This window comes from Parasphingorhabdus sp., from assembly GCF_059726685.1.
Genome location: NZ_AP041068.1, coordinates 2,608,001 through 2,633,656, shown reverse-complemented (window position 1 = coordinate 2,633,656; position 25,656 = coordinate 2,608,001). Strand labels below are relative to the sequence as shown.

The window sequence follows — 25,656 nt, the reverse complement described above, 5'->3', positions numbered from 1 at the left end:
CCGAACAATCGAAAAGAGGATATCAGGTCGATGAATAGTTAGGTCGCCTTCGGGCAAATCAAAATGAAACCCTTCAGTCCGCCGGGCTGGATATTTTGACACCTATATTCAGGATCTTTTATGCACAGACTATCAGGAAAATTTTGCGTTATCACCGGTGCCGCTCGCGGCATTGGTAAAGCTATTGCCAAGGCCTTTATAGACGAGGGAGCGTCGGTCCTTTTGACCGATAAGGATGCCGAAACATTGGCGCAGGCTGGACAGGAATTGGGAAGTCCCACCCTCGTCCTCGACGTCGAAAAGGAAGCGGATTGGGGTCATCTGGCCGAGCTGCATCCCTCGGCGGACGTCGTCGTCAACAATGCCGGGGTTACCGGGTTTGAGGCAAGCATTGCGCCACATGACCCGGAAAATGCCTCGCTCGAAGACTGGCGCGCGGTGCACCGGGTCAATCTCGATGGCACCTTCATGGGGTGCCGCTATGCCATTCGCGCGATGAAGGAAAAGGGCGCCGGTTCGATCATCAATATCTCGTCACGATCCGGTATGGTGGGCATTCCCGGTGCTGCGGCCTATGCATCCTCAAAGGCTGCCATCCGTAACCACAGCAAATCGGTGGCGCTCTATTGCGCGCAGCTGGGATTGAATATCCGATGTAACTCGATTCATCCCGCCGCAATCATGACACCGATGTGGGAACCGATGTTGGGTGAAGGCGCGCAGCGCGAGGCCGCGATTGAAGCGATGGTAAAGGATACGCCGATGCGGCGCTTTGGTGAGGCCGAAGAGGTGGCGGCTGTTGCTGTGCTGCTGGCTTCGGACGAGGCGAGCTATATCACTGGCACCGAAATGACCATTGATGGCGGCATATTGGCTGGCTCTGCTGCGGCTCCGGGGTCTTGAATTGTTAGTCATTAATACGGATAGTTCCGCATTGCCAAGCAGTTACCACTGGTCCATATTTGCATCATGAATGCGGAGGCACCAAAACGAGGCAAACACCTGCTTGACGCGCGTAAGCGCTTCGGGACAGGGGGCGGATTGTTCGCGCGCCTGACCGCGCCGGGCTTTCACCGGATACTGGACCGGATCGACGCCGGCATGGATCATGGCACGTTTGAAGGCAAATTGCCCGATGGCACCACTCGCATTGTTGGTGGACGTGGCGAAGGGCCAATGGCGGAAATCACGCTCCATAGCTGGACAGCTTTGCTGCGTCTGGTGAATAGCGGTTCAGTTGGCTGGTATCGCGCCTGGGAACTCGGCGAGTGGGAAAGTCCGGACTTGGTGCCGGTGTTTGATCTATTCACGCGGAACCGTGATGGATTGAAAGACACCGGGCGGGCTGCCGGTATATTTCGATTTATTGCCAAAATGCGCCATTCGCGGCGGCATAACGACAAAACAGGCGCCCGGCAGAATATCCAATATCACTATGATCTGGGCAATGATTTCTACCGCCTGTGGCTCGACGAAAGCATGAGCTATTCCAGCGCATTGTTCGAAGATGCGGAAGGAAAAGCAGAAGCGCTAGACGAAGCGCAGGCGAAGAAGGTTGCGGCGATAGCCAGCCGTCTCGATACCAAGCCCGGTCAGAAGGTCTTGGAGATCGGATGCGGTTGGGGATTTTTGTCGGGAACACTGGCGCGAGACCACGGGCTGGACGTAACCGGTATTTCTTTATCCGACGAGCAAACCGAATGGGCGCGCAAGCAACATCCGGAGGCCAATTTCCTGATTCAGGATTATCGTGACGTAGATGGACAATATGACGCGATTGCCAGCGTTGAGATGGTCGAAGCGGTCGGGCAGAAATACTGGCCTGACTTTCTCGATTGCGTGGCGCGCAATCTGAAACCAGGTGGACATGCTGCCATTCAATATATCAGCATCGCCGATGATATTTTCGAACAATATGCCGCCAGTGCTGACTTTATTCAGACCTATATTTTTCCCGGCGGAATGTTGCTTTCGGAAAGGCGGTTTCGGGCGCTTGCAGAAGAGCGCGGACTGGCATGGTCGGATCACCGCGACTTTGGTCCTGACTACGCGGAAACGCTGAAAATCTGGCGCGAGCGTTTCGATGCGGTCGTCGATCAAGGCAAATTACCAGCGGGATTTGATGAGCATTTTGTTCGGCTTTGGCGCTATTATCTTACATATTGTGAAGGCGGCTTCAGGGGCGGCGGTATCAATGTCTCGCAAGTTACTTTAACAAAAGAAAAATGAAAAACAGGAGTGGACCATGAGTTTGGGGAAAAAATTGACATTGGCAATGACGGGTGTTGGACTATGTCTGGCGCTGCCGGGTTGTGAGAAGGTCAAGGAAGTAGCTGCTGATGCAGCTGGACTGCCTACAGACAAGAACATTCTGTTCTGGACAGACGATCAGCGCAACAAAGCCTTTCGTATGATGGATACGCTCGTTCCATCAAACACGATCGCGGCTGGCGATGCACCGAAAGTGCTGGAGCAGGGTGAAGCGTTCCCGAAAGAGTTTGAGGTGGATGGGAAGATGCTATCTGTAGATCAGTATATGGCTGATCAGCGTTCGGCTGGCATTGTGATATTGCAGGATGGTAAAATCCGGCTGGAAGAATATCGGATGGAATTCGGCAAGGATGATCGCTGGACATCTTTTTCTGTAGCGAAATCCTTGGTGTCAACAATGGTCGGCGCGGCCATCAAAGACGGCTTCATCAAGTCAATCGATGATCCGCTGACAGATTATATCCCGGAGCTAAAAGGTAGCGGCTATGACGGGGTGACTGTCGAGCAACTTTTGACCATGACGTCCGGTGTCAAATGGAACGAGGATTATGCCGATCCCAAATCCGATGTAGCGCTGTTCAATAGTACCAAGCCGGTTGACGGTGTTGATCCGATTATCGTGTATATGAAGACGTTGGAAAGCGAAGCAGAACCCGGCACACGTTGGCAATATAATACAGGTGAAACCAATCTCATTGGTGTGCTGGTAGCCAAGGCGACAGGCAAGACGATATCTGAATATCTCTCTGAAAAGGTCTGGGCACCTTATGGCATGTCACAGGACGGGGAATGGCTGCTGAATGAAGGCGGCAAGGAAATCGGCGGTTGCTGTATTTCTGCGACCGTCAGGGACTATGCGCTTTTCGGCCAGTTCGCAATGAATGGCGGTATGATTGATGGCGAGTCCATCGTACCGGATGGATGGTTTGCCAAGGCCGGAACCAAACAGGCTGATATCGACGTTCCAGGCCGCGGCTATGGTTATCAATGGTGGACTTTTGATGACGGCAGCTTTGCCGGTCAGGGTATTTTCGGGCAGGGGATATTCATCGATCCGGCTCGTAAATTGGTTGTCGCCAGTAACAGCAATTGGCCAAGTGCAACCCCGGAAGAGCAGGGTGCTCAACGAATCGCCTTTTTCAATGCGGTGAAAGCCTATCTGGATTCAGAGAATGGAGAAGCAACCGAAGCGGCTGCTGTTAACTGATATCGAAACGCTCGCCGGTTTCAAAATCGCTGGCGAGAATTTCAACCATGCGATCTGCCACGACCTCGGGCGGTTTGACCGATTGCGGGTCCTCGCCGGGATAGGCGCTTGCTCGCATATTGGTTCGAGTGCGGCCCGGGTTGATTATAGCGGTGCGTAATTTTCCAAGGTTACGCATCTCTTCGCCATAGCTGATGACCAACGTTTCGAGCGCAGCTTTGGAGGCTCCATAAGCCCCCCAAAAAGCACGGGGAGATCGGCCCACGCTGCTGGTGATCGCGAGTAGGCGCGCATCTTCGCTCTTGCGCATCATCGGATCGAACGCAGCGATCAATGCTTGCTGTGCGATCAGGTTGAGTGTCAAAAGACTATTGAATTCCTTCCCGTCAATGGCTGGGACGGGTGTTAAAGTCCCAAGCATGGCGGCATTGAGGACCATAATATCAAGCGCTTCCCAGCGATCCGAGATGGCATGAGCGAGGCGACCTATGCTATCCCCATCGGTGAGATCCAGAGGCGCAATAGTAGCATGTCCACCGGCCTGGTGAATCTTCTCTTCTATCTCTTCCAGGTCTTGCGCGGTGCGAGCCGTCAATATGACATGCGCGCCTTTCGCCGCCAAAGCGATAGCAGTAGCAGCACCAATACCGCGACTTGCGCCGGTGACCAGCGCCAGTTGATTTTCAAAACTCATTTTTAAATTTCAAACCTATCCAACTTGCTCGACCAATATAGGTGTTTCTTTTGCCGCCACCTTCTCATTTAACAGGGTAAGTTGATCAGGCTGCTGCCCACCTTCCTGATCTGTGAGCGGTGTTGGGTACGCGCCGGTGAAGCAGGCATCACAATATTGTGGCGCCACTTCCTGACGTGATTCCTCACCAACGGCTTTGTAAAGTCCATCTATGGAAATGAAGGAGAGGCTGTCTGCTTGAATATATTCGCACATTTGCTCCACCGATTTCATCGCAGCCAGCAATTTTTCCCGTGTTGGCGTGTTCACACCATAAAAGCAGCTGTGCATGGTCGGCGGGCTGGCGATACGCATATGCACTTCTGCGGCACCAGCTTCGCGCATCATCTGGACGATTTTCAGACTGGTGGTTCCACGCACGATACTGTCATCGATCAGGACAATTTTTTTACCGTTTACCAATGGTCTGTTGGCATTGTGCTTAAGTTTTACGCCAAGATGACGGACGCCGTCACCGGGTTGAATGAAAGTGCGGCCGACATAGTGGGACCGAATGATGCCCAGTTCAAATGGGATGCCTGACTGTTCTGCATAACCGATGGCAGCGGGTGTTCCACTGTCTGGAACGGGTATGACATAATCTGCGTCGACGGGGTTTTCGATGGCGAGTTGCGCACCGATCTCTTTGCGTACGCTGTAAACTGACGAGCCATCGACGATGGAATCCGGACGCGAGAAATAGACATGCTCGAAAATGCAGGGGCGAGGGTTTGTTTGTCCAAATGGTCGATGCGAACGCATTTCGCCGTTGGAGACTACGATCAACTCGCCGGCATCAACGCTTCGGACATAGTCTGCACCGACAAGGTCGAGGGCCACTGTCTCTGATGCGAAAACATAGGCATCGCCAATTTTACCTATCACCAAAGGCCGGATGCCCAGAGGATCGCGACAAGCAATCATGCCTTCCGGTGTCATGCAAATGAGTGAGTAGGCGCCCTCCACCTTTCTGAGAGCATCGATAAACTTGTCCAGAAGTGTCCGGTATTTTGATGTCGCCAGCAGGTGAATGATCACTTCGGTATCGCTGGTTGACTGAAATATCGATCCGTTCTGCACCAACTCGTGTCGTAACTTCAGTGCATTGGAAATATTTCCGTTATGAGCGATAGCAAAACCGCCAGAAGCAAGATCTGCTTCCAGCGGCTGAATGTTGCGTAATGTTCCCGCACCGGTAGTTGAATAGCGGACATGGCCGCAAGCATAGTCGCCGCGCAGCTTGTCCATGACTTCCTGGCTATCGAAATTGCCTGCCACGGGGCCAAGGGCACGATGACTATAGAATTCGCGGCCATTGCGGCATGTGATTCCGGCTGCCTCCTGTCCGCGATGTTGCAAGGCATGAAGGCCCAGAGCAACCATCGCGGCGGCGTCTTCAACTCCGGCGACACCAAATACACCGCATTCTTCACGTAGTTTGTCATCTTCAAACGGGTGGGTTGTAAGCATATCGCACCTTGTTTGCTGCCCAAAATATACGCGCCTTAATGACGCCAGCAGGGGATGGCAGGGATATAGATTTGATTCCCGGGTTTGTCTTCCCCCTTGGTCATAAAAATATCATATTTGTCGCGTTTCACAGACTTGACTACGGAAAGACCGGTTTTGCGTTGCATGTAGTGGTCGGTAACCCTAATTCAAGCGAATGATCGATAATCAAAATACCGACCGCGAGTCTGGTTCGCAGCTTGATCCCAAATATGATTCGAACGGTTTGATAAGCGCCGTTGTCACAGACGATTCGTCAGGCGATGTTCTGATGGTGGCGTTTATGAATGCCGAGGCGCTTCATTTGACCGTAGAAACCGGTGTCGCGCATTTCTATTCGCGAAGCCGTCAGGCGCTGTGGAAAAAAGGTGAGACGTCCGGCAATATCCTGAAAGTTGTCGAGTCGCGCATTGACTGTGATCAAGACGCTGTATGGATCAGGGCCAAGCCTGCTGGACCGACCTGCCATACAGGAGTCCCGAGCTGTTTTTACCGCATAGTGGGAAAGGACGGCTTGGTGCATATCGAATGAGACCCAGGGTTGTTGCACTGGCCGCGTGCTTATTGGTTGCCTGCAATCAGTCCGGTACAGAATCCGATCAACCTCTTGTAGTTTCGACAGACGAGCCTTCAGAGCTGGAAAGAGCGGCGATCGAAGCGGGCGTTATTCCAGATGTTCGCAACGTTAGTTTATCAGGAGCCTTTGAGAGACAAAGTGATCTGGGAGAAGATCGATTTTGCGCGGTTGGTAATGATGAAGCCGGTTATCAGATTGGCCTACTCGCGGTTTTTGGACCAGATAGCAAATGCGAAGGGTTGGGGGCTGCTAGACGGTTAGGCGAAGACGTTGAGATAATTTTGGACAGCGAACAAAGATGTGGTTTTACCGCAAGTTTTGATGGCGTTTCTCTTCGCTTCCCGGGCAATTTGCCAGAAACTTGTGCGAGCTATTGCACGCCACGGGCGGTTCTCGACGGCGTTAGTTTCTACTTGGTGGGAGAAGGGGACGCGGTAGCACGATCAACCCGCGGTCGTGAAATCGATAGCTTATGTCCCAGCGGTTAGTATTGACGTTTACGTTAGCGTAAGCTACAAGGAGGCATGTCGAAATCGCTTAACCATGCCGAGATTGATACGCCTGACTTAAAGAATCGCGAAACCTTTACGATTTCCGATCTGTCCGAGGAATTTGGAGTCACGGCTCGTGCGCTCCGTTTTTATGAAGACGAAGGCCTTATCGCACCGCATCGCAAAGGTCTGACTCGTATCTATACAAAACGTGATCGGGCACGTCTTGCATGGATCATGCGCGCTAAAAACGTCGGCTTCAGCCTGACCGAGATTCGCGAGATGATTGATCTTTATGATCTTGGTGACGGGCGAATTACGCAAATGAAGGTGACGATTGATCGATGCCAGGAAAAAGTAGACCTGCTTAAGCAACAGCGAAGCGACATAGACAGTTCGATTAAAGAACTGACCGAGTTTATAAAGATTGTGCAAGAGGCTGTGAAAGACGCCAAAGTACAACAGAGTTAGAGGACAATTTGCCAGTATTATCTGGCTATTCCCATTTAAGAGAAAGTCATAAAAAGTGCCAAATTATCAAGCGCCCGTCCGTGATACGCAATTCATCATCAACAACGTTCTTGGAATTGAACGCTTTTCAAACCTTCCGGGTTTCGAAAATGCCACGCCTGAAATGATTGATGCCATTTTGACTGAAGGCAGCAAGTTTATTGAAAACGTGCTGTTTCCGCTCAATCAGGTCGGTGACCAAGAAGGTTGTACGCGGCACGAAGATGGCAGTGTGACGACACCCACCGGTTTCAAGGATGCCTATAAGCAATATCGCGAGGCAGGCTGGGGTACTTTGTCCGGGCCAGAAGAATTTGGTGGCCAAGGCCTGCCACATATCGTTTCGATGGCATTTGAAGAATATATGGCCAGCGGCAATATGGCTTTTGCAATGTATCCGGGGCTCACTCACGGCGCGATCTCGTCCATTTTGGCCAAAGGCAGTGACGAACAGAAAGCCAAGTTTGTTCCCAAAATGTTGTCGGGTGAATGGACCGGAACAATGAACCTGACCGAACCGCATTGTGGTACAGATCTGGGACTGATCCGGACCAAGGCCGAGCCCAATGCCGACGGTTCTCATGCAATCACCGGGACCAAGATCTTTATCTCGTCTGGTGAACATGACATGTCCGACAATATCATTCATCTGGTGCTTGCAAAGACACCGGACGCACCGGACAGTGTTAAGGGTATTTCTCTGTTTATCGTGCCGAAGTTCATCGTCAACGAAGACGGTTCGCTTGGTGACAGGAATGCGGTGTCCTGCGGATCTATTGAGCATAAAATGGGCATTCACGGAAACTCGACCTGTGTGATGAACTATGACGGCGCGACCGGATATCTGGTCGGTGAAGAGAATAAAGGTCTTGCGGCCATGTTCATTATGATGAATGTCGCGCGTCTGGGCGTAGGTCAGCAAGGCTTGGGCATTGCGGAGGTCGCTTATCAAAATGCCGTTCACTATGCCAACGACCGGCGTCAGGGACGGGCGTTAACCGGGCCAGAAGATCTCGAGGCAAAAGCGGACACTTTATTCGTTCATCCCGATGTGCGTCGGATGCTGCTGGACGGAAAAGCCTTTACCGAAGGTATGCGAGCCTTGTGCTTGTGGGGTGCACTTCAGGCTGATCTGATTCACAAGGCACAGACCGAAGAAGAACGCCAGTCGGCGGATGACCTGTTGTCGTTGCTGACGCCTGTCATCAAAGGCTATGGCACCGACAAGGGCTATGAGGTCGCGACCAATGCTCAACAAGTATATGGCGGGCATGGCTATATTGGCGAATGGGGTATGGAACAATATGTCCGTGATGCCCGTATTGCCATGATCTATGAAGGCACTAACGGTATTCAGGCGATGGACCTGGTTGGCCGTAAGCTGGCGCAAAATGGTGGCCGCGGTGTGCAGGCATTATTTGCTGTGATCGCCAAAGAGGTCGAAGAAGCCAAGGGTGACGACAAACTGAAAAGCTTTGCCGAAGGTCTCGAAAAAGCCAATGGCGAGCTTCAGAAAGCGACGATGTGGTTTATGCAAAATGCTATGGCCAACCCGAATAATGCCGGGGCAGGCGCCCATCACTACATGCATATCATGGGCATTGTTGCTCTGGGTCTGATGTGGCTCAGAATGGCAAAAGCAGCTTCGGAAGCGTTGGCTTCGGGTGAAGACAATGCACAGTTTTATGAAAGCAAGCTGGTGACCGCTCAATATTTCTCCGAACGCTTTTTCCCTGACACTGGTTCGCTGCGCCGCAAAATCGAAGGTGGAAGCGAAGCAATAATGGGCCTCGAACCTGAGATGTTCGCAGTCGCCTAGGTCTGTTTTGCTTAGCGGCAGATAGTGCTGGATATCGGGCAGTTTTCAAAAACCGCCGCAAAGTCTTGTTTTTGTCTCGTCTAGCCGCTGCCCGCTTGTTTTGCGGGTGGCGGCGGGACATTACTGCGCGAGACAGGGGAATGATCTGCATTAGGAGTAGATGCAATGACTTCCAAAAAGACTTTGAAGCCAGTGCGAAGGATGACACCTTACTTGATAACTGTTGGTGTCGGTTTCTCCATGGCCACTGGCGCGATTGCCGCCCAGGATACACAAGAAGAGCCAATGGAATCCGAAATTCCTGCGCCAACAATTGACACCGATGGTGATGGCACGATGGATGCATGGGACCGCAGCGGCGACGGCAAGCCAGACGCCTGGGATACTGATGGTGACGGTAAACCCGATCTGTTGGATGACGATGGCGACGGCAAACCCGATTAATAACAGTCTGCCTTAAAACGTCGGGCTGGGTCGCGCTTTGCCCGGCGTTTTTTTTAAAAAAGCTCTTCGAACATACTCAACATTGCAGCCTTGCTTTGCTGATCTGCCGACTTGTTATAGGCAACCGCATCGAGTGGCTTGCTGTCACTTAAGGGGTCGGTAAAGCCATGCACTACTCCCGTATATGTGTGCATGTGACAGTCGGCACCGGCGATATCCATTTCTTCCAGGAAAGCCCTTACCTGTTTTGGCGGAACAAGAGGGTCCGCTCTGCCATGGCAGACCAGTATCCGTGCCTTGATCGCTCCCCTTTTTGCCGGAAGCGGCGTCGCTAGTAACCCGTGAAAGCTGACCACCAGAGCCAAGTCTTCGCCGCCGCGTGCCATCTCCAGGACGATTTCTCCGCCCATACAATAGCCGATCGCAGCGATGCGATGGTTCGCGAGCTTGGATCGTGTGCGGAGTTCGTCCAGTGCGCAGCGAAATCGTTCCCGATAATTTTCGGGATCCGCCCGAAGCGCATTGGCCATGGACGAAGCCACACGGTGGTCGGTAATTTCACCCTGACCATAAAGGTCGCAGACCATCGCAGCATAGCCTTGTGAGGCAAGCCAGCGTGCGCGTTCGAACATGATCTTGTTCGGACCAGCGATGGTCGGAACAATCAATATGCCGGCGCGCGGATAGCGGCTCGGCTGGGCCATATAGCCCGCGAGTTCCAGATCACCATGATGATAGGTGAATGTGTTGACTTCGATAGAGCTCATTCTTCGGGCAGAAACTCTGGTACAGATAGATAGCGCTCACCGGTATCGTAGTTGAAGCCCAGTATATTGGCCCCGTCACCAAGTTCCGGCAGCTTCTGAGCAATGGCAGCCATTGTCGCGCCGGAACTTATGCCGACCAGCATGCCTTCTTCTTTTGCGGCGCGAAGCGCCATGGCTTTTGCATCCGCCGGTTCAACCTGAATGGCCCCATCAATGCTCTGCGTATGGAGGTTACCCGGAATGAATCCGGCGCCAATGCCCTGAATGGGATGGGGGCCGGGCTGGCCGCCGCTGATGACCGGTGAACCGGCTGGTTCGACGGCATAGACTTTCAATCCGCTCCATTCCTGTTTCAGCACTTCGGCTACACCGGTAATATGGCCTCCGGTGCCAACACCGGTAATAATCGCATCTAGCGGGTCATCTTTGAAATCCGCCAGTATTTCCTGCGCTGTGGTCTGTTTGTGAATCTCGAAATTCGCAGGATTTTCAAATTGCTGTGGCATCCAAGCCCCTGGCGTGGATTCGATCAATTCCTGTGCGCGTTCGATAGCACCTTTCATGCCTTTTTCTTTTGGGCTGAGATCAAAGCTGGCACCATAAGCCAGCATCAGGCGGCGCCGTTCAAGCGACATTGATTCCGGCATAACCAGAACCAGTTTATATCCTTTCACTGCGGCGACCATGGCCAGGCCGACCCCGGTATTACCGGATGTCGGTTCGATAATCGTGCCGCCAGCTTTCAATGCTCCGGACTTCTCGGCATCCTCGATCATCGCCAGCGCAATCCGGTCCTTGATCGATCCGCCCGGATTGGATCGCTCTGATTTGATCCAGACATTGGCACCACCAAACAGGCGCTGCATCTTAATATGCGGCGTATTTCCGATGGTTTCGAGAATATTATCGGCGATCATTGGTCTGTTCTCCTAGACATGTTCATGTGGCACTAGCCGTCTGGTTTTGGTCTTTCTCCAAATCCTCCGGGGGATCAAAAGTCTTGGCCGCACCCAGTTGTGGAAACAGGCGCGACCAAATTCCTGTCACTACTATAGCACCTGCGCCGCCTGCGACAATGGCTGCAATAGGGCCAAATAAAACAGCGAGCCCGCCAGACAAGGCATCACCCAGTTCATTGGATGCGCTGATTGTCATCTGGCTGACGGCATTGACCCGGCCGCGCCGATCATCGGGCGTGTGCAGCTGTATCAGGGAACTGCGTACATAAACGCCGAACATATCGGCCGCTCCGCACAGAGCGAGGCAGGCCATCGAAAGGGGCAGGGACGTGCTGAGCCCGAAACCGATCGTTCCAATGCCAAAGACCGCCATGGCTATCAACATCATGTTGCCGACATTGCGTGACAGCGGAGCAAAGGAAAATATGCCGGCGACAATAACCGCGCCAACTGCAGGAGACGCCGCCAGGAGTGACAGGCCAATCTCGCCAGCCCCCAATATGTCTTTGGCAAAAACCGGTATCATTGCTGTCGCACCGGCGAGAAACATCACCAGCAGGTCGAGTGTAATTGCCCCCAAAACCAGCTTGTTGGTCCAGACATAGGACATGCCATCCATCACCTGACGCAGCGGGCCTTTGGTGCGGTCGATTGCGCTACGCGTAACCGGACCGATCATGAAGATCGCCAGCGTCGCCAACGCATAAAGCGCAGCGCAGACAAAATAGGGCAGGGCGGGCGCAATTTTGTAGAGTGGCCCTGCCATACCGGGCCCTGCGATAACGCCGACCTGCCATGCGATGGTCGAAAGGGCGATAGCGCGGGGCAAAGACTCCTTTGGTACCAGGTTAGGCGCAAGCGACGTGACCGCTGGTCCAAGGAAAGCTCTGCATATTCCCAGCAAAACGGCGATGATATAAATCGACCAGAGAGTAATCTGTTCGGAAACCGTAAGCAGTCCGAGGACCAACGCAATGGCGGCCTGAGCGCCCAGCACAATTCGTGCAATCCAGCGCCGATCCATATGGTCAGCTACCCACCCGACTAAAGGAGTAAGAATGAACAGAGGCACAAATTGTAGCAAACCGAGCAGGCCCAATATGCCAGCCGATGCGCCTATGCCCATATCTTCGCGGGCCAGATTATAGGCTTGCCAGCCGAGGATCAGCATCATCGCATAGAGCGCGAACATGGATGCCAGTCGTGAGAACCACAAATAGCGGTAATTGGCTATCGCAAAAGGATGAGGTGCGGTCTGGGCGATGGTTTCTGGATTTCTTTGAAGATCAATTGTTTCGGGTGACTCTAGGCAGCTCGGCCTGTTGAGAACAGCAAATTTTTATTTTGGCGGATATGGCTGTGTTTGTTCACGACGAAAGTTGACAAATGATACGTGAAACAGGGGTCAAATTCTGTTGAACCGTTTTTCAAGAGCGGCAAACGGGTTCATCTTTCATCTCTCGCCGCCAATGAAGCGAGCAACAGCCGGTTATCATAGCGCCGAATTTCCCCGCGTAGCAGGCCGCCGTAAAAATAGGGTACAGTATAACCGTCCAACGCCCGCGTTATCGCATGATCGTCGGCATTGCCGTATCCCATCTCAAGCGCAAGGTCCCATGCAGCAGCGAAACTCTCGGCTCCATCACGATCTCGCAAATTATAAGCAGAGGTTCGGCTCATGCCGACGGCTTTCGCGGCGGCTGAAACAAGCCCGATGCGGGATAAATGATAGATAAACTTGCGTTGGCGATCCGGTGTCCAGCCGCCACCGCCCCTGTTGAGAAATGATCAGATAGCGACCGGCTTCTGATATTCATTGATTGCTTCGAATATGGTGGTCAGCGCGGATCGCTCGGTCTCGGAAATTTCCGGCCGCCAGACTTCAAACAGTAATATCACGCGCCGTTCTTGACTGCGGTTCCAGGCTTCATGTTCGAAAGAATCATCAAAGATAAGTGCTTCACCGTCTTTCCACGGCCGTGTTTCACCGCCCACACGCAACGCACAATCGGCCGGAAGGATAAGCGGTATGTGACAGATTAAACGTGTATTGAGCAGACCATAATGTGGCGCGATATGGGTGTCTGCTTCCAGCACTGAATAGAGTGCCATTGGGGAACGCTCTTTTATGATCGGGATAGGCGCAGCGCCCAGCGCTGATACGGTTTTTGGGCATTGCGCGGTATTTTCGGTAATCTCTTCACCGCTTTTCCAGAAATAAAAAGCTCCCCAGCTTGAATCATCCAGCAAAGGATTGTTGGGGCGAGGGCGATTGGCAATCGACTCGACATAGGGTGAGAATTTTTGTGTCTTTGCGAGTACAGCAGCCAGTTCGTCTTTCATATCGGGAATGGCAGCTTCCAGATGTTCCAGCCAAGGAAACTCACGTCGTTCATAGAATTCGCGCTGCGGCATTCCGGGATAATGGAACATTGATGGTTTCTGGTGAAAAATCTCCCGTCTGCCCATCAACATGTCAATGGCATTGGTCACAGGCTTTGGTGTATCATCACCCTGGAGACCGGCTTCATTGAGTTTGCGCAAGAGAAAGTTTTCAAAACGGCCATGTGCACCGGCGAGAAATTCTTCTGCCTGTTTTAGTTTGGGGCGCAGATCATCGGTTACTCTGGCACCGACGCTAACCATATTCAGGGCGGCTTTGTAAAAACCATTAGCCGCACGATCATCATTTTGACGGGCTTTTAGTTCGCCCATCAAAAGCAAAGCCGCCAGATGGCGTTTGTCTATCGCGAGTAATTTTTGGAGAGCCGCTTCTTCCGCCTCGTTATCGTCCATCATGCGGCATGCATGGGCCATCAGCAGCCATTGCGGGTCGATCGCATCGCCAGCCTGTTGCAATTCTTCCAATAGGGAGCGCGCTTTTACCGCGTTTCCGGCCCGCAGGGCCGTCACGCTATCCTGTAAAAGTGTCTGGGCATCTGCTGCTGATAAGGTCATGGTTTTGCTATATCGGATCAAAAGTCTTGTGCAACTGCTTCTGTCAGCTGCTTGCCACAAGTGAGTTTTGTATGCGGTCCGGTAGACCAATAGCTGGTCAGCGCAGCTTTTAACGATGCTTTTTAATCTTTCCTGTTTCTCCGTCTCCCAGCGGTACAGGCCGAAATCCGTGATGGCTGCGTGTTTTTGATTTTGGTAAACAGCTTCTTAACGTTTGAGGGGCTTTGGACATGACTCATGATATCGCAATGCGGATCAGCAAGACGATACTGTTTTTGGCAGGAGTTGGACTTGCTGCACTCCTGACTCTGGGAGCTACCCGGGCTATTGTCGTTGAGACACCGGCTACTCAGTCTACAAGCGAACTGTCCAGCAAGTCGCCCGAGAAACCGCTTGATACCTCTATAGCCGCAACTGTTCCGCCTACGGATGTTGCAATAGATATTCCACCGGTGGCGAATGCTGTGGATACGGTTTCTGCGATACAGTCGAAACCGGCATCGCCTTTTGTCGTCAAGCGTATCCTTCAGATTGATGAGCCATTTGTGCATGGGTATTATAAATGGGACGATGAAGGTGTGCCAGATGGTGAGATTGTGATCACCGTCGATCTAAAGGCCGAATCACTGTCTGTTTTCAGGGACGGCTATGAAATTGGGGCGACGGTAATAAAATTCGGCGATGCTCTGAAACCGACGCCGACCGGTGTTTTTCCGATTACCCAAAAAAGCAAGGATCATGTCTCCAACATCTATCATGTCCCGATGCCCTATATGCTGCGCCTAACCAATGACGGTATTGCCATTCATGCCGCTGAAGTGAAATGGGGATATGGGACACGCGGCTGCATTGGCGTGCCCCATGAATTTGCCCGGTTGCTGTTTGAGCAGGTCAAGCTTGGTGACCGGGTGATCGTCACCAATGGCAAGATGCTGGATCTTGGCGAGCCAATTGTTGCGGGCTGATCCGGTTCACACGTTTACCATCGAAATGCTTGGGCTTGCCTTTGCCTCTCGATGAATCAAGTGGTCTGCCAATCTGAGGCTAAGCGCCATTATACCCAGGGTCGGATTGGCCCATCCTGACGTTGCAAAAACCGAGCTGCCAGCGACATAAAGGTTATGCAATCCATGCACACGGCAATCCGCATCGACAACACCAGTGCGCGGTGATCCTGACATCCGGGTCGTTCCCATATGATGATAACCGCCATGGGCATGAGTAGAGATAAGCCGGTCGGTGGTCCAAAGTGTTTCGGTATCTTCCAGCCATGGGGCCGGATCAAATTTTCCGATACCAAGCCGTTCGAGTTCTTTGGCAAATTCCTGCATCATGACTTTGACACTACGCTTGTCGATATCGCTAAAACGCCAGTCAAGTTCTGCCAGCGGCATGCCCAGCGCGTCGCGCTCCGTGGCCAGTTTTACCCGACTTGCGGGATTAGGGGCCTGCTCCGCCCGGACCACGGCGCTGAGACGCCAGCCAAAACCCAAAAGCATCCACGGACGAAGCGGATCCACAATTTCATGGGCGCGCATGGCGGCTCTTTTGATATTGAGCCACAGCGTCCGGTTCGACTGGGTAGGGGAGAGGGAATGTTTCAGGCCATGATAGGCTTTCATCGTCGCGATCATGTCCGCCTTTGCCTGCTGTCTGACGGCAAGTGAGAAGGCGCTGTTAAGTATTCCTTCGCGCCGCTGCATGGCGTCGGAGGGACGTATCAGCGCTGCATGAACATCTCCGCCGGAGTCGCGCATCCGTCCGTTGAGTAGTTTCAGTAGCTGCCAAAACTGCCCCTTTTTGACTTGACCGCCGCGTGCATGGGGATGTTCCATGAAATAGCGACCGACCTGATCATAACCATTGCCGATATCGGCGTTAAGAAGCAGCCGCGCATTGTCTATCCCGCCTGCCGCGAGCACATATTGCTGTGCGCAGACGGCGGCGGTTTTCCCGGAAATGTCAGTAACGGACAGTCCGTTGACCTGTTGCCCGTCGTTGCCCGTTTCAATGGCCGTGACGGTCGCGTGTAACAGGATGTGCACATTCTGACTGTCCACCAGATCTTGACATTTGCGCAATGTAAAGCGTTCAGTTTGCGGTGTAAATTGCCAGAAATCCGTTGTCAGGCCCTCTGTTTCGAAAGCAGGGGGCTGTTGTCCGAACTGCTCCCAAAGATCCTCAGGCGATTGATTCGCCGGCAAATCAAGCAGTGCCCGCGCGCTATCATAATAAGGTTTGAGATCATCAAACGAGATCGGCCAACCGCTATGGGGTATCCAGTCCCGGCGTTCGAGATCAATCGGGTTAAACTCCGCACAGCGCCCACCCCAGATGGCAGTGGTTCCGCCAAAAAACCGCAACCGTGAATCCACCAAAGGATAATAGTCATGGCCGGTTGATGGTCCATCAGCCAACGCCTGAACATCAGGTTCAAAATCAATGCCGCCGCTTTCCAGCAGCAAAACTTTCTTACCCAGATTATCCAGGCGACGCGCCAGCGTAATACCCGCTGCGCCTGCTCCAATAATACAAATATCCGCTTCGAAACGCGTCGAGGGATCGGATTTCCTCAGGTCTGTAATCACTAGGCTGCCTCAAACAAACAGTTTCCGTGCTCCGCAACACGGAAGATGACCCTACCACGGCCATTTATAGCGCTTTCCGTGAGCTCGGCAAAAAAAAATATGTATTGGCCGGTAATGTTAAGCTTTCATCTGCTACTCTGCTGTGAGCTAAATCACTGTTTGAACAGGAAAACGCCTTTCAAAAAAGGGCTTCTTAACGGTTATTATCAAAGATCAGGCTGCCTCGGTCGTATAGTTCCGAAATCAGGGTTATGACGTCATCCGATCCGACAAATTTCTCATCCAGTTCTACACGAACCTGCACACATAATTGCTCTGCGAAAGCGCTGGTTTGATCGGCACAGGTGTAGCATGCACCATCGACAAAGAGCAGAACCGAGCCGGCCGATTGCCGGATATAGGAAAAGCGGCTGGCGGGATTGCGGTAGAGGGGCAAACCACTGGCGAGGTTTTTCCTGATCTGCAGCACGCCAATGGCCGCTTCGGTGCGCCAGTCGACATCGGGATATTTTGGTGTGCTGCTATATTGGCCAAACCAGCGTGCAAACGCGTCCCGGTCGGCCATTTTTTCCAAGACCATTTTGTGCAGCCGATCGATAGCCGCCGGTTGAATCTCCCCTGGATTGTCTTGCAGCTTGAGTGCCGGATCGCCGTAACGGTCGTCATCTTTCATATCCGCAAGAAGGTCGTCGGCCCAATAGCCGATCAGTTCACTGCGCGATGGCGCGCGAAAACCGATTGAATAGGTCATGCAGTGCTGGCCAATAGCGATGCCATTATGCGCTACACCGGGCGGGATGTAGACGATGTCACCGGGCTCGCAAATCCACTCATCAGTGGCATCGAAACTGGCGAGGAGTCGCAAGTCATCATGCGGCAATAGCCTTGTGTCTTCATTGCACAATGCGCCAACCTGCCACTTGCGCCGGCCCAAACCCTGGATCAAAAAAACATCATATTGATCAAAATGTGGTCCTACGCCGCCGCCGTCGGTTGCGTAGCTGACCATCACATCATCGATCCGCCAGTTGGGGATGAAGCGAAACGGTTCGATCAGGGTGGCCACTTCCGGGACATAGTGATCAACCGCCTGTACCAGCAAAGTCCACTGTTTTTCACCAAGTTCACCAAACCGTGTTTCAGGGAACGGGCCTTGTTCAAGTGCCCAACCATCCGCTGCGTCTGTCTGTGTGATCAGGCGCGATTCGACACCTTCTTCGCATGCCAATCCGGCCAGATCATCAGGCTCCAGCGGGTCTTCCCAGGACTGCCATGGATTTTTGATAAGCAAAGGTTTCTTTTGCCAATAGTCCTGCAGAAAAATATCGGGGTTGAAATCGGTCAATTGCATAGCTGCCCTATACAAAAGCCGAGAGAATAATCACCAACAATTAGAGGTCGATGCCGACCGTGCTCACTACATGAAAGCGGCAAATATTTTCCGGTGGGTGGCAATTTTTTGCCGAAACAACTGCCTTGTCGGCCTTTGAACCAAAGGAAAGCTGGTAAATGGGTCATTCCAATGCCTGCAACCAAAACTGGCACAGGCTTTGCTCTGTTCGGCTCAAGATATCGAAATATTGCGCTTCCGTTTGCGTTTGTATCGTGGCGGCGCAGGATCGCCGTGATGGTCAGATCCGCAAAAGAGGACCGAAACCTATGAAGAAAACCGTTGCAGCCTGGGAAATCGAAACACTTCTGGACGATCTGGATGAAGATATTGAGATATTGTCACTGGACTGTTTTGATACGCTGATCTGGCGAAACGTGAACCGGCCAACGGACGTTTTTCATGATCTCGATATCCCGGATTGTAACATGGAACTGCGTGTCCTGGCGGAGAAGCGTGCGCGCAAGGCGCTCATTCTCAACAAGAACAAAAATGACGTCACGATTGAAGAAATTTATCACAAGATGTTTCTCGGCGCTGATGACGCCCGTATTTCACAATGTATCGAAGCAGAGCTTTTGGCAGAGGCCCGGCATTGCTTTGCCTTTCAGCCGGTCAGCGCTTTAATCGAGCGCGCCAAGAGTCGCGGCCTGAAAGTAATTATCGTCTCCGATACATATTTGCCGGAACCGTTGCTTCGCCGGCTGATAACAGACGCAGCCGGTTCGGAAATCGCTGATAAAATCGACCGGATATTCTGTTCCTGCGAATATGGCATGGGCAAGGCAGGAGGTCTTTTTAAACCTGTGCTGGTTGACCTCGGGATTTCGCCGGGCAAGATCCTTCATTTGGGCGACAATCTCGAAGCCGATTTCAAGGCACCTGGAAAACTGGGGATTCATGGTGTTCACTTCGAGCAATTTGATGATGAAGCTGCCGAGCGCCTACGATTGGAAGCAGTGGCTGCGACCATAATGGATAAAGATATCCGTAAAGTCTCTCCGGCCTTGCAGCCGCATCGTGCACAGGTTTCCTTACGACAAAAAGATGATCCGACCTTTCAATTTGGTCATGACGTTTTGGGTCCGATATTTCAGGGTTTCTCTCACTGGATCGCAGAAGAGGCAAATGACATTGAAGCGAAGACGGGAAAGAAGCCCAAGCTGCTTTTTCTGCTAAGAGACGGCTATCTGCCGGCACAGGCTTTCACGAAAATCTATCCGGAATATGCTGACCAAGTTGCGATGGTCGAACTTAGTCGCTTCACCGCCAATGCAGCCAGTTTCGCGAACAAGGATGCGATCAAATCCTTTTTGATGGCCGAAGCAACGAGCAACAAGAAAGATGCATATTCAAGCCAGCGGCAAGCGGCTTATTGCCGACAACTGCTTTTCGGCAAAGACGAGATAGCGAAGCTGGCTGGTATCAGAACACCCGAGGCATTTATCCGTGAGGTTCTAAAACAGAAAAACGTCAAAAAAATCGTTGTCCGTTCCAGAAAATTCAGAGCCGGACTCGTCGCGCATCTTGAAAATAATGGTGTGGAAAACAGTGATTCCGTTGTTTTTGTTGATCTGGGATATAATGGGTCGGTCCAGAATGTGATCGAACCGGTGCTCAATTCCGAAATGGGTCTCGACATATCTGGTCGTTATCTCCTCCTTCGTGAGTTGATGATCACCGATCTCGATAAAAAAGGCCTCATCGATATCCGCCACTATGACAATAGTGCACTCAATGCTCTGTGCGAATCTATTGCAGTTCTGGAGCAGCTCAGCACGCAATCCAATGGTTCCGTTCTTGGCTATAGCGAGACAGGAGAGCCAAAGCGCGACACGGCCGATATCAAGGGAGAACAGAGTGAGGAGCGTGATCAGGCGCAAGCGGCTTGTTTAAGCTATATTGAGAAAATCGGCGACGGTTGGGCGACGACGCCACGCTCATGGGACAGCGATTGCGCCCGTCAAATGGCGACAGCTTGTCTTTCACGTCTCTTGTTCCTGCCCGTTGAACGGGAGATCGGGATCTTTGAAAACTTCAATCATGACGTAAATCTGGGCACAAAAGACATGCTCAAGTTTATCGATCCGGAATCGGCGGAACAGGGCATAAGACGCCGCGGGCTATTCTATACCAAAAACATCTCCCGGATTTATTTGCCTGGGGAATTAAAGCAGAGAGGGATGGAAGCTTTGCTTCCTCTGTTTACCGGCAATCGCTTCGGGCTTGATTTGCGGCAAAACGATTTCCAGAGCGGGGGTATGAAAATCCCGGTTATGCTCGCCGACGACCAAGAGCATATTCAGGTGGAAATTGATGCTTACCCGACGGGTGATGGTTACTATCAAGCCCTGATTCCAGCCGGTAACGGGCGGTTCAATATTGCGATCATGCTGGGACAAGTCTGCGAATGGCTTCAGGTAGAGGAAGTCAATTTTCAGGAAATCGAAAATTTCATGGCGAAGAAAATCGATGATGACGCGATTGCGGCACATCCGGTCTATGAAGGCATGACGGAAAATGGTCCCGGACTTCACCGTTGCGGCAGGAAAGATGCATTCATGCTCGTTCCGCCACCTACTGTTACAACCGGTGATTCATTGATGCTCAACCTCGTTTTTCGGCCGACTGTGTTGAGTAATTCTCCCAAAATCGCAGCACGAAAGGTTGCCTGAATATGCCCGATCTCCTGATTCATTCGATGTCGGAATTTTCCGATGTTATCGTCAATGCGATGGAAATCGCCAGTGTTTCAAAAATTGCCGAAATCGGTGCGGAATATGGCGGGATGACAAGCATATTGGCGGACTATGCCGAGGCGAATGATGGTCATCTTTACAGCATAGATCCAACTCCAAAACCTGAGTTTCTGAACTGGGTGGCTGCCCACAAAAAGGTCACTCATATCGCAAAGCCAAGTCTGGACGCGTTCTCAAAGCTTAAGAATATCGATCTCTGGCTGGTCGATGGGGACCATAACTGGTTTACGGTCTATCACGAACTCAAAGCCATTGAGGCGGCAAGCACCCGGGACAAAAAACCGTTCTTTGCGATCATGCATGATGTTTGCTGGCCCGCGGCTCACCGCGATATGTATTATGCGCCCGATGCCATACCGGATGAATATCGCCATGATTACTGCATGGATAGCGGGGCAAAACCCGGGCATTCTGGATTGTTTCGCGAACAGGGTATGCGCGGAATGGGGCATTTTGGCTGGGCGCTACATGAGGGCGGAGAGCGCAATGGCGTGAAATGCGCGGTTATCGATTTTATCAACGAAGCGGAAGCCAATGGACGCGCTATGGCCTATGCCGAAATTCCGGCCGTCTTCGGTCTGGGGATATTGTTTGATGTCGATGCACCCTGGGCTGGTCCGCTAAGTGATCTGCTCGTCCCGTTTCATGATAATGCCCTGATCGCCAAGCTGGAGCAAAACCGGCTGGCCAATTATCTGACCGTACTGGATTGGCAAGATGGTGCCATTGGCTAGTAAGGCGCGATGTTCGTGTTGATATAAAGAGCCACGGTCAAACACCTAATCATTTGCCGATGGGCACGGTCAGTGCCAAAGACGTGCCATGTCGCAACTGATCCTGTTCAACAAGCCTTTTGGAGTGCTGTCGCAATTTACCGACCGCGGCACGCAAACGACCCGGCCGACCCTGTCCGCCTATATCGACTTGCCTGACGTTTATCCCGCCGGGCGGCTGGACCGCGATAGCGAGGGTTTGTTGCTGCTCACCGATGACGGAAAGCTGCAATCACGGATTGCCGATCCCAAATACAAGATGCCGAAAACCTATCTGGTGCAGGTTGAGGGGAATGTTGAAGAAGGCTGCCTTGATCAGCTACGGCAAGGTGTGCGTCTAAAGGATGGTTTGACCCGGCCAGCTGACGTTGAGCGCATTGATGCACCCGATCTGTGGCCCCGCGATCCGCCGGTCCGCTATCGCAAAACCGTCCCAGATTGCTGGCTGCAACTCACTATTAGGGAAGGGCGAAACCGGCAGGCGCGCCGGATGACCGCCGCGGTGGGACATCCGACTTTACGGCTGGTGCGCTGGCGTATCGGGGAATGGGGTCTGGATGATTTGCCTTCTGGCGAATGGCGAAAAGTGCCAGTCTAGTCCGGTAAACCGTCAGCCCAGCATCATTTGCGAGAGCGCATTGCCAGAGAGCCATGCACATTCGATGCGGGGACCAAGCAACCAGTCGCCACAAGCACCTAGCTTGGCTTCATTGTCGTAAAGCGCTTCCACACCAGCGCTGCCCGATCGCGCATAGCGCCAGCGATGGGCGGCGGCATGGATCGGCTCCGGTAATTCCATTGCAAGGTTGTTGGTAAACTCTTTGACCAAAGCCTCGCATACTTGCTCCGGATCATCTTCCAGATGGTCCCGCGACCAATCCGGCGAACCCTGTATGACCCAGCTATCTGCGCCTTCGCGCATCGGCTTGTCGCTATTTCTGGCGGCCCAGCCAATAGCTCCACGGTCTTTTAATATCCTTATGTCGGTCGCCAGAGGCTCGGCAAAGGCCAGCATGACCGTCCAGCAGGGATCGGAAACAGTGCTGCGCGCTGTGTCGGCAAAACGGCTGTGCAGAGGGTCAAGCAAGTCTGCGGCCTGTTCTGCCGGGACTGCAATGACCGCGGCGTCAAACAGTATCTCCAACGATCCATCTTCGCCATGGATCTGCCAATGATCCTGTTGCTTCACCAGACTCTCGATCCGCATAGACCAAGTGACATCGTGATGAGTCGCCATCGCTTTGACCGGCGTATTCATTGACGGTGTTCCGACCCATGCCTCATCGCCCGCCGCTGGCCATTTCGCGGCTAGCTCATTCTCTTGCCACTGTTCGACAACGGCCTGAAAGCCGGGCGCCCGAGCTGTGAAATATTGCGCCCCATGGTCAAAACGCAATTCGCCTGCTGCAGTCTGGGCGCGCCGCGTTGACATGCGGCCACCTGGTCCACGCGCCTTGTCAAAAAGCCGGACCTGATGACCCGCACCTATCAAAGCATCGGCACAAACCAGCCCGGACAGGCCGGCACCGATAATGGCGATTTTCATGATGATCTTCTCCGTATCTTCAGCTTGGTGCGTTTCAGGCGACTTCTACAAAACTATCAAGAACACGTTTTTGCCCGCTTTTTTCAAATTCGATTTCCAGCTTGTTGCCCTCTTTTTCCATCACTTCGCCATAACCGAACTTGGTGTGGAAAACGCGCATGCCTACGGCAACATCGTCGCGGCCCTTGTTGCCAAGGGAGACGGCGCTTCGCCTGGCTTCCTTGATATTTTTGGGTGTACTATCGAAACTGCCCGTGCTGCGCGCCCGTTTCCAACCGGGTCCTCGTGTTGATCCGCGCGCGGCATCGGCGAAGGGATCGGCACGTTCCGACCAGTTGGCGCGCCACAGGCTTTCGCCGCCCATCATACTGGTTTCTTCTTCGATATGTTCCGCTGGCAGTTCGCCAATGAAGCGGGAAGGGATGGAGCTGGTCCACTGCCCATAGATCCGCCGGTTAGCTGCGTGGAAAATAGTGCATTTTTTCTTCGCTCGCGTGATCGCGACATAGGCGAGACGGCGTTCTTCCTCGAGGCTGGCAATCCCGCCTTCGTCTAAGCTGCGCTGGGACGGAAACACGCCTTCTTCCCAGCCGGCACAAAAGACATGGTCATATTCCAGGCCCTTGGCGCCGTGCATGGTCATGATCGTGACCTTGGCTTCATGATCGGTTGCATCATTGTCCATGACGAGGCTGACATGTTCCAGAAAATCGCCGAGCGTCTCATATTCCTCCATCGCGCGAGTCAGCTCGGTGAGGTTTTCCAACCGCCCAGCTGCTTCAGGTGTGCGATCGGCTTGCAACATGGTGGTATAGCCACATTCATCCAGAACAATCCGTGCCAATTCTGCATGCGGCACTTCATCGGCATTGGTGCGCCATCTGGCGAAACCGCGCATTAATTCCTGAAGCGTGGTTCTCGCCCGCGCCGGCAATTCGTCCGTATCACAAATGCTGAGCGCTGCTGCTGCCAGCGGAATCCCTTGCGCTCGGGCTAACCGATGGACTTTTTCCACAGTTTTATCCCCAAGCCCACGCTTTGGCACATTGACGATCCGTTCAAACGCCAGATCATCTGCCGGCTGGGTTATCACACGCAGATAGGCGAGGGCGTCGCGAATTTCGGCGCGTTCGTAAAAGCGAAAACCACCGATAATCTTGTACGGCATACCGATGGAGATAAACCGGTCCTCAAATTCCCGTGTCTGGAATTGTGCACGGACCAGAATCGCCATGTCGTTGAGGGAAACGCCCTTGTTCTGTAGGCTTTCCATTTCCTCACCAGTGCGCCTTGCTTCTTCAGGACCATCCCAAACGCCGGTGACTTGCACCTTGTCACCGTCCTCTTCCTCGGTCCACAGGGTTTTACCAAGGCGTCCGCTATTGTTAGCGATCAGCGCAGAGGCAGCAGCCAATATGTGCGGCGTAGAGCGATAATTTTGCTCCAGCTTGACGACCTTGGCATCGGGGAAATCCTTTTCGAAGCGCAGGATATTGGCCACTTCCGCGCCGCGCCATGAATATATGCTTTGATCATCATCGCCAACACAGCAGATATTCTTGCGTTCCTGCGCGAGCAGCCTAAGCCAGAGATATTGACTGCTATTCGTGTCCTGATACTCATCGACCAGAATATATTTGAAGCGTTCTTGGTAGAGCTTCAATATTTCCCGATCGGTTTTGAGTAGGTTGAGAATATGGAGCAACAAGTCGCCAAAATCGCAGGCATTGAGAGCTTTTAGCCGCGCCTGATAGGCGGCATAAAATTCCTGACCGCGGCCATTGGCATAGCGTTCATTTTCATTGGCATCGAGATCAGCGGGGTTTAGCCCGCGATTTTTCCATTGATCGATCAATCCGGCAAGCGCCCGCGCAGGCCAGCGTTTCTCGTCCAGTTCTTCGGCTTGAATCAACTGCTTGAGCAAGCGCAACTGATCGTCTGTGTCGAGAATCGTAAAATTGCTCTGCAGTCCGACCAGTTCGGCATGGCGGCGCAGCATTTTGGCGCCGATGCTGTGGAATGTGCCGAGCCAAGGCATGCCTTCGACCGCATCACCGACAATCGCACCAATCCGCTCTTTCATCTCGCGCGCTGCTTTGTTGGTAAATGTCACCGCGAGAACTTCTGATGGCCACGCTTTGCGGGAGTAAATCAGATGCGCCAGCCGCCGCGTGAGAGCAGCAGTCTTGCCTGTGCCTGCACCAGCCAGAACCAGAACCGGTCCTTCGGTTGTCAGCACAGCATCGCGCTGCGGCGCATTCAGGCCCCTGACATAGGGTGGATCGCTCTCGGCGGGTATATTCGAAGCATCGGTCACAGGTGAACAGTTAGGGAACATCGTAAGCGGCGGCAAGG

General features: G+C 52.8%; 23 protein-coding genes. 12 read left to right on the top strand and 11 right to left on the bottom strand.

The window, feature by feature from the left end; translation table 11 throughout:
- Positions 1-120: 120 nt before the first annotated feature.
- The 3 genes from AC6I9Z_RS12975 (at position 121) to AC6I9Z_RS12965 (ending at position 3,478) form a co-directional block, all read left to right on the top strand.
- A complete protein-coding gene (locus AC6I9Z_RS12975; protein ID WP_461456209.1) occupies positions 121-903 on the top strand; it encodes an SDR family oxidoreductase in 783 nt (260 codons plus the stop codon).
- Between the two features lie 66 nt (positions 904-969).
- Positions 970-2,229, top strand: a complete 1,260-nt coding sequence (locus tag AC6I9Z_RS12970; protein WP_461456208.1) for a class I SAM-dependent methyltransferase — start codon at positions 970-972, stop codon at positions 2,227-2,229.
- A gap of 16 nt (positions 2,230-2,245) precedes the next feature.
- Positions 2,246-3,478, top strand: a complete 1,233-nt coding sequence (locus AC6I9Z_RS12965) for a serine hydrolase domain-containing protein (RefSeq protein ID WP_461456207.1) — start codon at positions 2,246-2,248, stop codon at positions 3,476-3,478.
- On the opposite strand, the gene AC6I9Z_RS12960 is transcribed toward AC6I9Z_RS12965, so the two are convergent.
- Both AC6I9Z_RS12960 and purF read right to left on the bottom strand, forming a co-directional pair.
- Entirely contained in the window at positions 3,471-4,172 is a 702-nt protein-coding gene (locus AC6I9Z_RS12960) for an SDR family NAD(P)-dependent oxidoreductase (protein WP_461456206.1), read from the bottom strand. The two genes, AC6I9Z_RS12965 and AC6I9Z_RS12960, sit on opposite strands and share 8 nt — an antisense overlap.
- A 15-nt stretch (positions 4,173-4,187) precedes the next feature.
- Positions 4,188-5,681 (bottom strand): amidophosphoribosyltransferase, encoded by a 1,494-nt coding sequence (purF, locus tag AC6I9Z_RS12955; protein ID WP_461456205.1) that lies wholly within the window; start codon positions 5,679-5,681, stop codon positions 4,188-4,190.
- 196 nt (positions 5,682-5,877) lie between these two features.
- On the opposite strand from purF, the gene hisI reads away from it, so the two are divergent.
- From hisI to AC6I9Z_RS12930, 5 genes are all read left to right on the top strand, one after another.
- Complete coding sequence (hisI, locus tag AC6I9Z_RS12950; RefSeq protein ID WP_461456204.1) at positions 5,878-6,252, top strand: phosphoribosyl-AMP cyclohydrolase; 375 nt, start codon at positions 5,878-5,880, stop codon at positions 6,250-6,252.
- Entirely contained in the window at positions 6,249-6,785 is a 537-nt protein-coding gene (locus AC6I9Z_RS12945; protein ID WP_461456203.1) for a hypothetical protein, read from the top strand. The genes hisI and AC6I9Z_RS12945 overlap by 4 nt, the downstream gene beginning before the upstream one ends.
- A gap of 36 nt (positions 6,786-6,821) precedes the next feature.
- Positions 6,822-7,259, top strand: a complete 438-nt coding sequence (locus AC6I9Z_RS12940) for a MerR family transcriptional regulator (RefSeq protein WP_109356743.1) — start codon at positions 6,822-6,824, stop codon at positions 7,257-7,259.
- Between the two features lie 55 nt (positions 7,260-7,314).
- Positions 7,315-9,117, top strand: a complete 1,803-nt coding sequence (locus AC6I9Z_RS12935; RefSeq protein WP_461456202.1) for an acyl-CoA dehydrogenase C-terminal domain-containing protein — start codon at positions 7,315-7,317, stop codon at positions 9,115-9,117.
- Positions 9,118-9,282: 165 nt separating this feature from the next.
- Positions 9,283-9,561 carry a hypothetical protein gene (locus tag AC6I9Z_RS12930; protein ID WP_109356745.1) on the top strand — a complete coding sequence of 93 codons (279 nt, stop codon included), beginning with the start codon at positions 9,283-9,285 and terminating at the stop codon, positions 9,559-9,561.
- Positions 9,562-9,614: 53 nt separating this feature from the next.
- On the opposite strand, the gene AC6I9Z_RS12925 is transcribed toward AC6I9Z_RS12930, so the two are convergent.
- The 5 genes from AC6I9Z_RS12925 to AC6I9Z_RS12905 all read right to left on the bottom strand — a co-directional run bounded on the left by AC6I9Z_RS12925 (position 9,615) and on the right by AC6I9Z_RS12905 (position 14,245).
- Entirely contained in the window at positions 9,615-10,328 is a 714-nt protein-coding gene (locus tag AC6I9Z_RS12925) for a dienelactone hydrolase family protein (RefSeq protein ID WP_461456201.1), read from the bottom strand.
- The gene (cysK, locus tag AC6I9Z_RS12920) at positions 10,325-11,245 is read right to left on the bottom strand and encodes a cysteine synthase A (RefSeq protein WP_461456200.1); all 921 of its coding nucleotides are present in this window, start codon (positions 11,243-11,245) and stop codon (positions 10,325-10,327) included. Before cysK ends, AC6I9Z_RS12925 begins: the two co-directional genes overlap by 4 nt.
- Before the next feature lie 22 nt (positions 11,246-11,267).
- Positions 11,268-12,521, bottom strand: coding sequence for an MFS transporter (locus AC6I9Z_RS12915; protein ID WP_461456925.1), 1,254 nt, complete (start codon positions 12,519-12,521; stop codon positions 11,268-11,270).
- A 212-nt stretch (positions 12,522-12,733) separates the two neighbouring features.
- A complete protein-coding gene (locus tag AC6I9Z_RS12910; protein ID WP_461456199.1) occupies positions 12,734-12,967 on the bottom strand; it encodes a hypothetical protein in 234 nt (77 codons plus the stop codon).
- 108 nt (positions 12,968-13,075) lie between these two features.
- Positions 13,076-14,245, bottom strand: coding sequence for an aspartyl/asparaginyl beta-hydroxylase domain-containing protein (locus AC6I9Z_RS12905; protein WP_461456198.1), 1,170 nt, complete (start codon positions 14,243-14,245; stop codon positions 13,076-13,078).
- A gap of 230 nt (positions 14,246-14,475) precedes the next feature.
- Here AC6I9Z_RS12905 and AC6I9Z_RS12900 point away from each other — a divergent pair, with 230 nt between their 5' ends.
- On the top strand, positions 14,476-15,210 hold the full coding sequence (locus tag AC6I9Z_RS12900) for a L,D-transpeptidase family protein (protein ID WP_461456197.1): 735 nt from the start codon (positions 14,476-14,478) through the stop codon (positions 15,208-15,210).
- Between the two features lie 6 nt (positions 15,211-15,216).
- Here the strand turns inward: AC6I9Z_RS12900 and AC6I9Z_RS12895 are convergent, their stop codons facing one another.
- Positions 15,217-16,833: an FAD-dependent oxidoreductase gene (locus AC6I9Z_RS12895; RefSeq protein WP_461456196.1), complete on the bottom strand. Its 1,617-nt coding sequence runs from the start codon at positions 16,831-16,833 to the stop codon at positions 15,217-15,219.
- Between the two features lie 193 nt (positions 16,834-17,026).
- Complete coding sequence (locus tag AC6I9Z_RS12890; RefSeq protein WP_461456195.1) at positions 17,027-18,184, bottom strand: JmjC domain-containing protein; 1,158 nt, start codon at positions 18,182-18,184, stop codon at positions 17,027-17,029.
- A 308-nt stretch (positions 18,185-18,492) separates the two neighbouring features.
- Here AC6I9Z_RS12890 and AC6I9Z_RS12885 point away from each other — a divergent pair, with 308 nt between their 5' ends.
- The 3 genes from AC6I9Z_RS12885 (at position 18,493) to AC6I9Z_RS12875 (ending at position 22,353) form a co-directional block, all read left to right on the top strand.
- On the top strand, positions 18,493-20,898 hold the full coding sequence (locus tag AC6I9Z_RS12885; protein ID WP_461456194.1) for an HAD family hydrolase: 2,406 nt from the start codon (positions 18,493-18,495) through the stop codon (positions 20,896-20,898).
- 2 nt (positions 20,899-20,900) lie between these two features.
- Complete coding sequence (locus AC6I9Z_RS12880) at positions 20,901-21,716, top strand: class I SAM-dependent methyltransferase (protein ID WP_461456193.1); 816 nt, start codon at positions 20,901-20,903, stop codon at positions 21,714-21,716.
- Positions 21,717-21,804: 88 nt separating this feature from the next.
- A complete protein-coding gene (locus tag AC6I9Z_RS12875; protein WP_461456192.1) occupies positions 21,805-22,353 on the top strand; it encodes a pseudouridine synthase in 549 nt (182 codons plus the stop codon).
- Between the two features lie 12 nt (positions 22,354-22,365).
- Here AC6I9Z_RS12875 and AC6I9Z_RS12870 read toward each other — a convergent pair whose 3' ends face one another.
- Complete coding sequence (locus tag AC6I9Z_RS12870) at positions 22,366-23,301, bottom strand: NAD(P)/FAD-dependent oxidoreductase (protein ID WP_461456191.1); 936 nt, start codon at positions 23,299-23,301, stop codon at positions 22,366-22,368.
- 34 nt (positions 23,302-23,335) lie between these two features.
- Positions 23,336-25,639 (bottom strand): ATP-dependent helicase, encoded by a 2,304-nt coding sequence (locus AC6I9Z_RS12865; RefSeq protein WP_461456923.1) that lies wholly within the window; start codon positions 25,637-25,639, stop codon positions 23,336-23,338.
- Positions 25,640-25,656 lie beyond the last annotated feature (17 nt).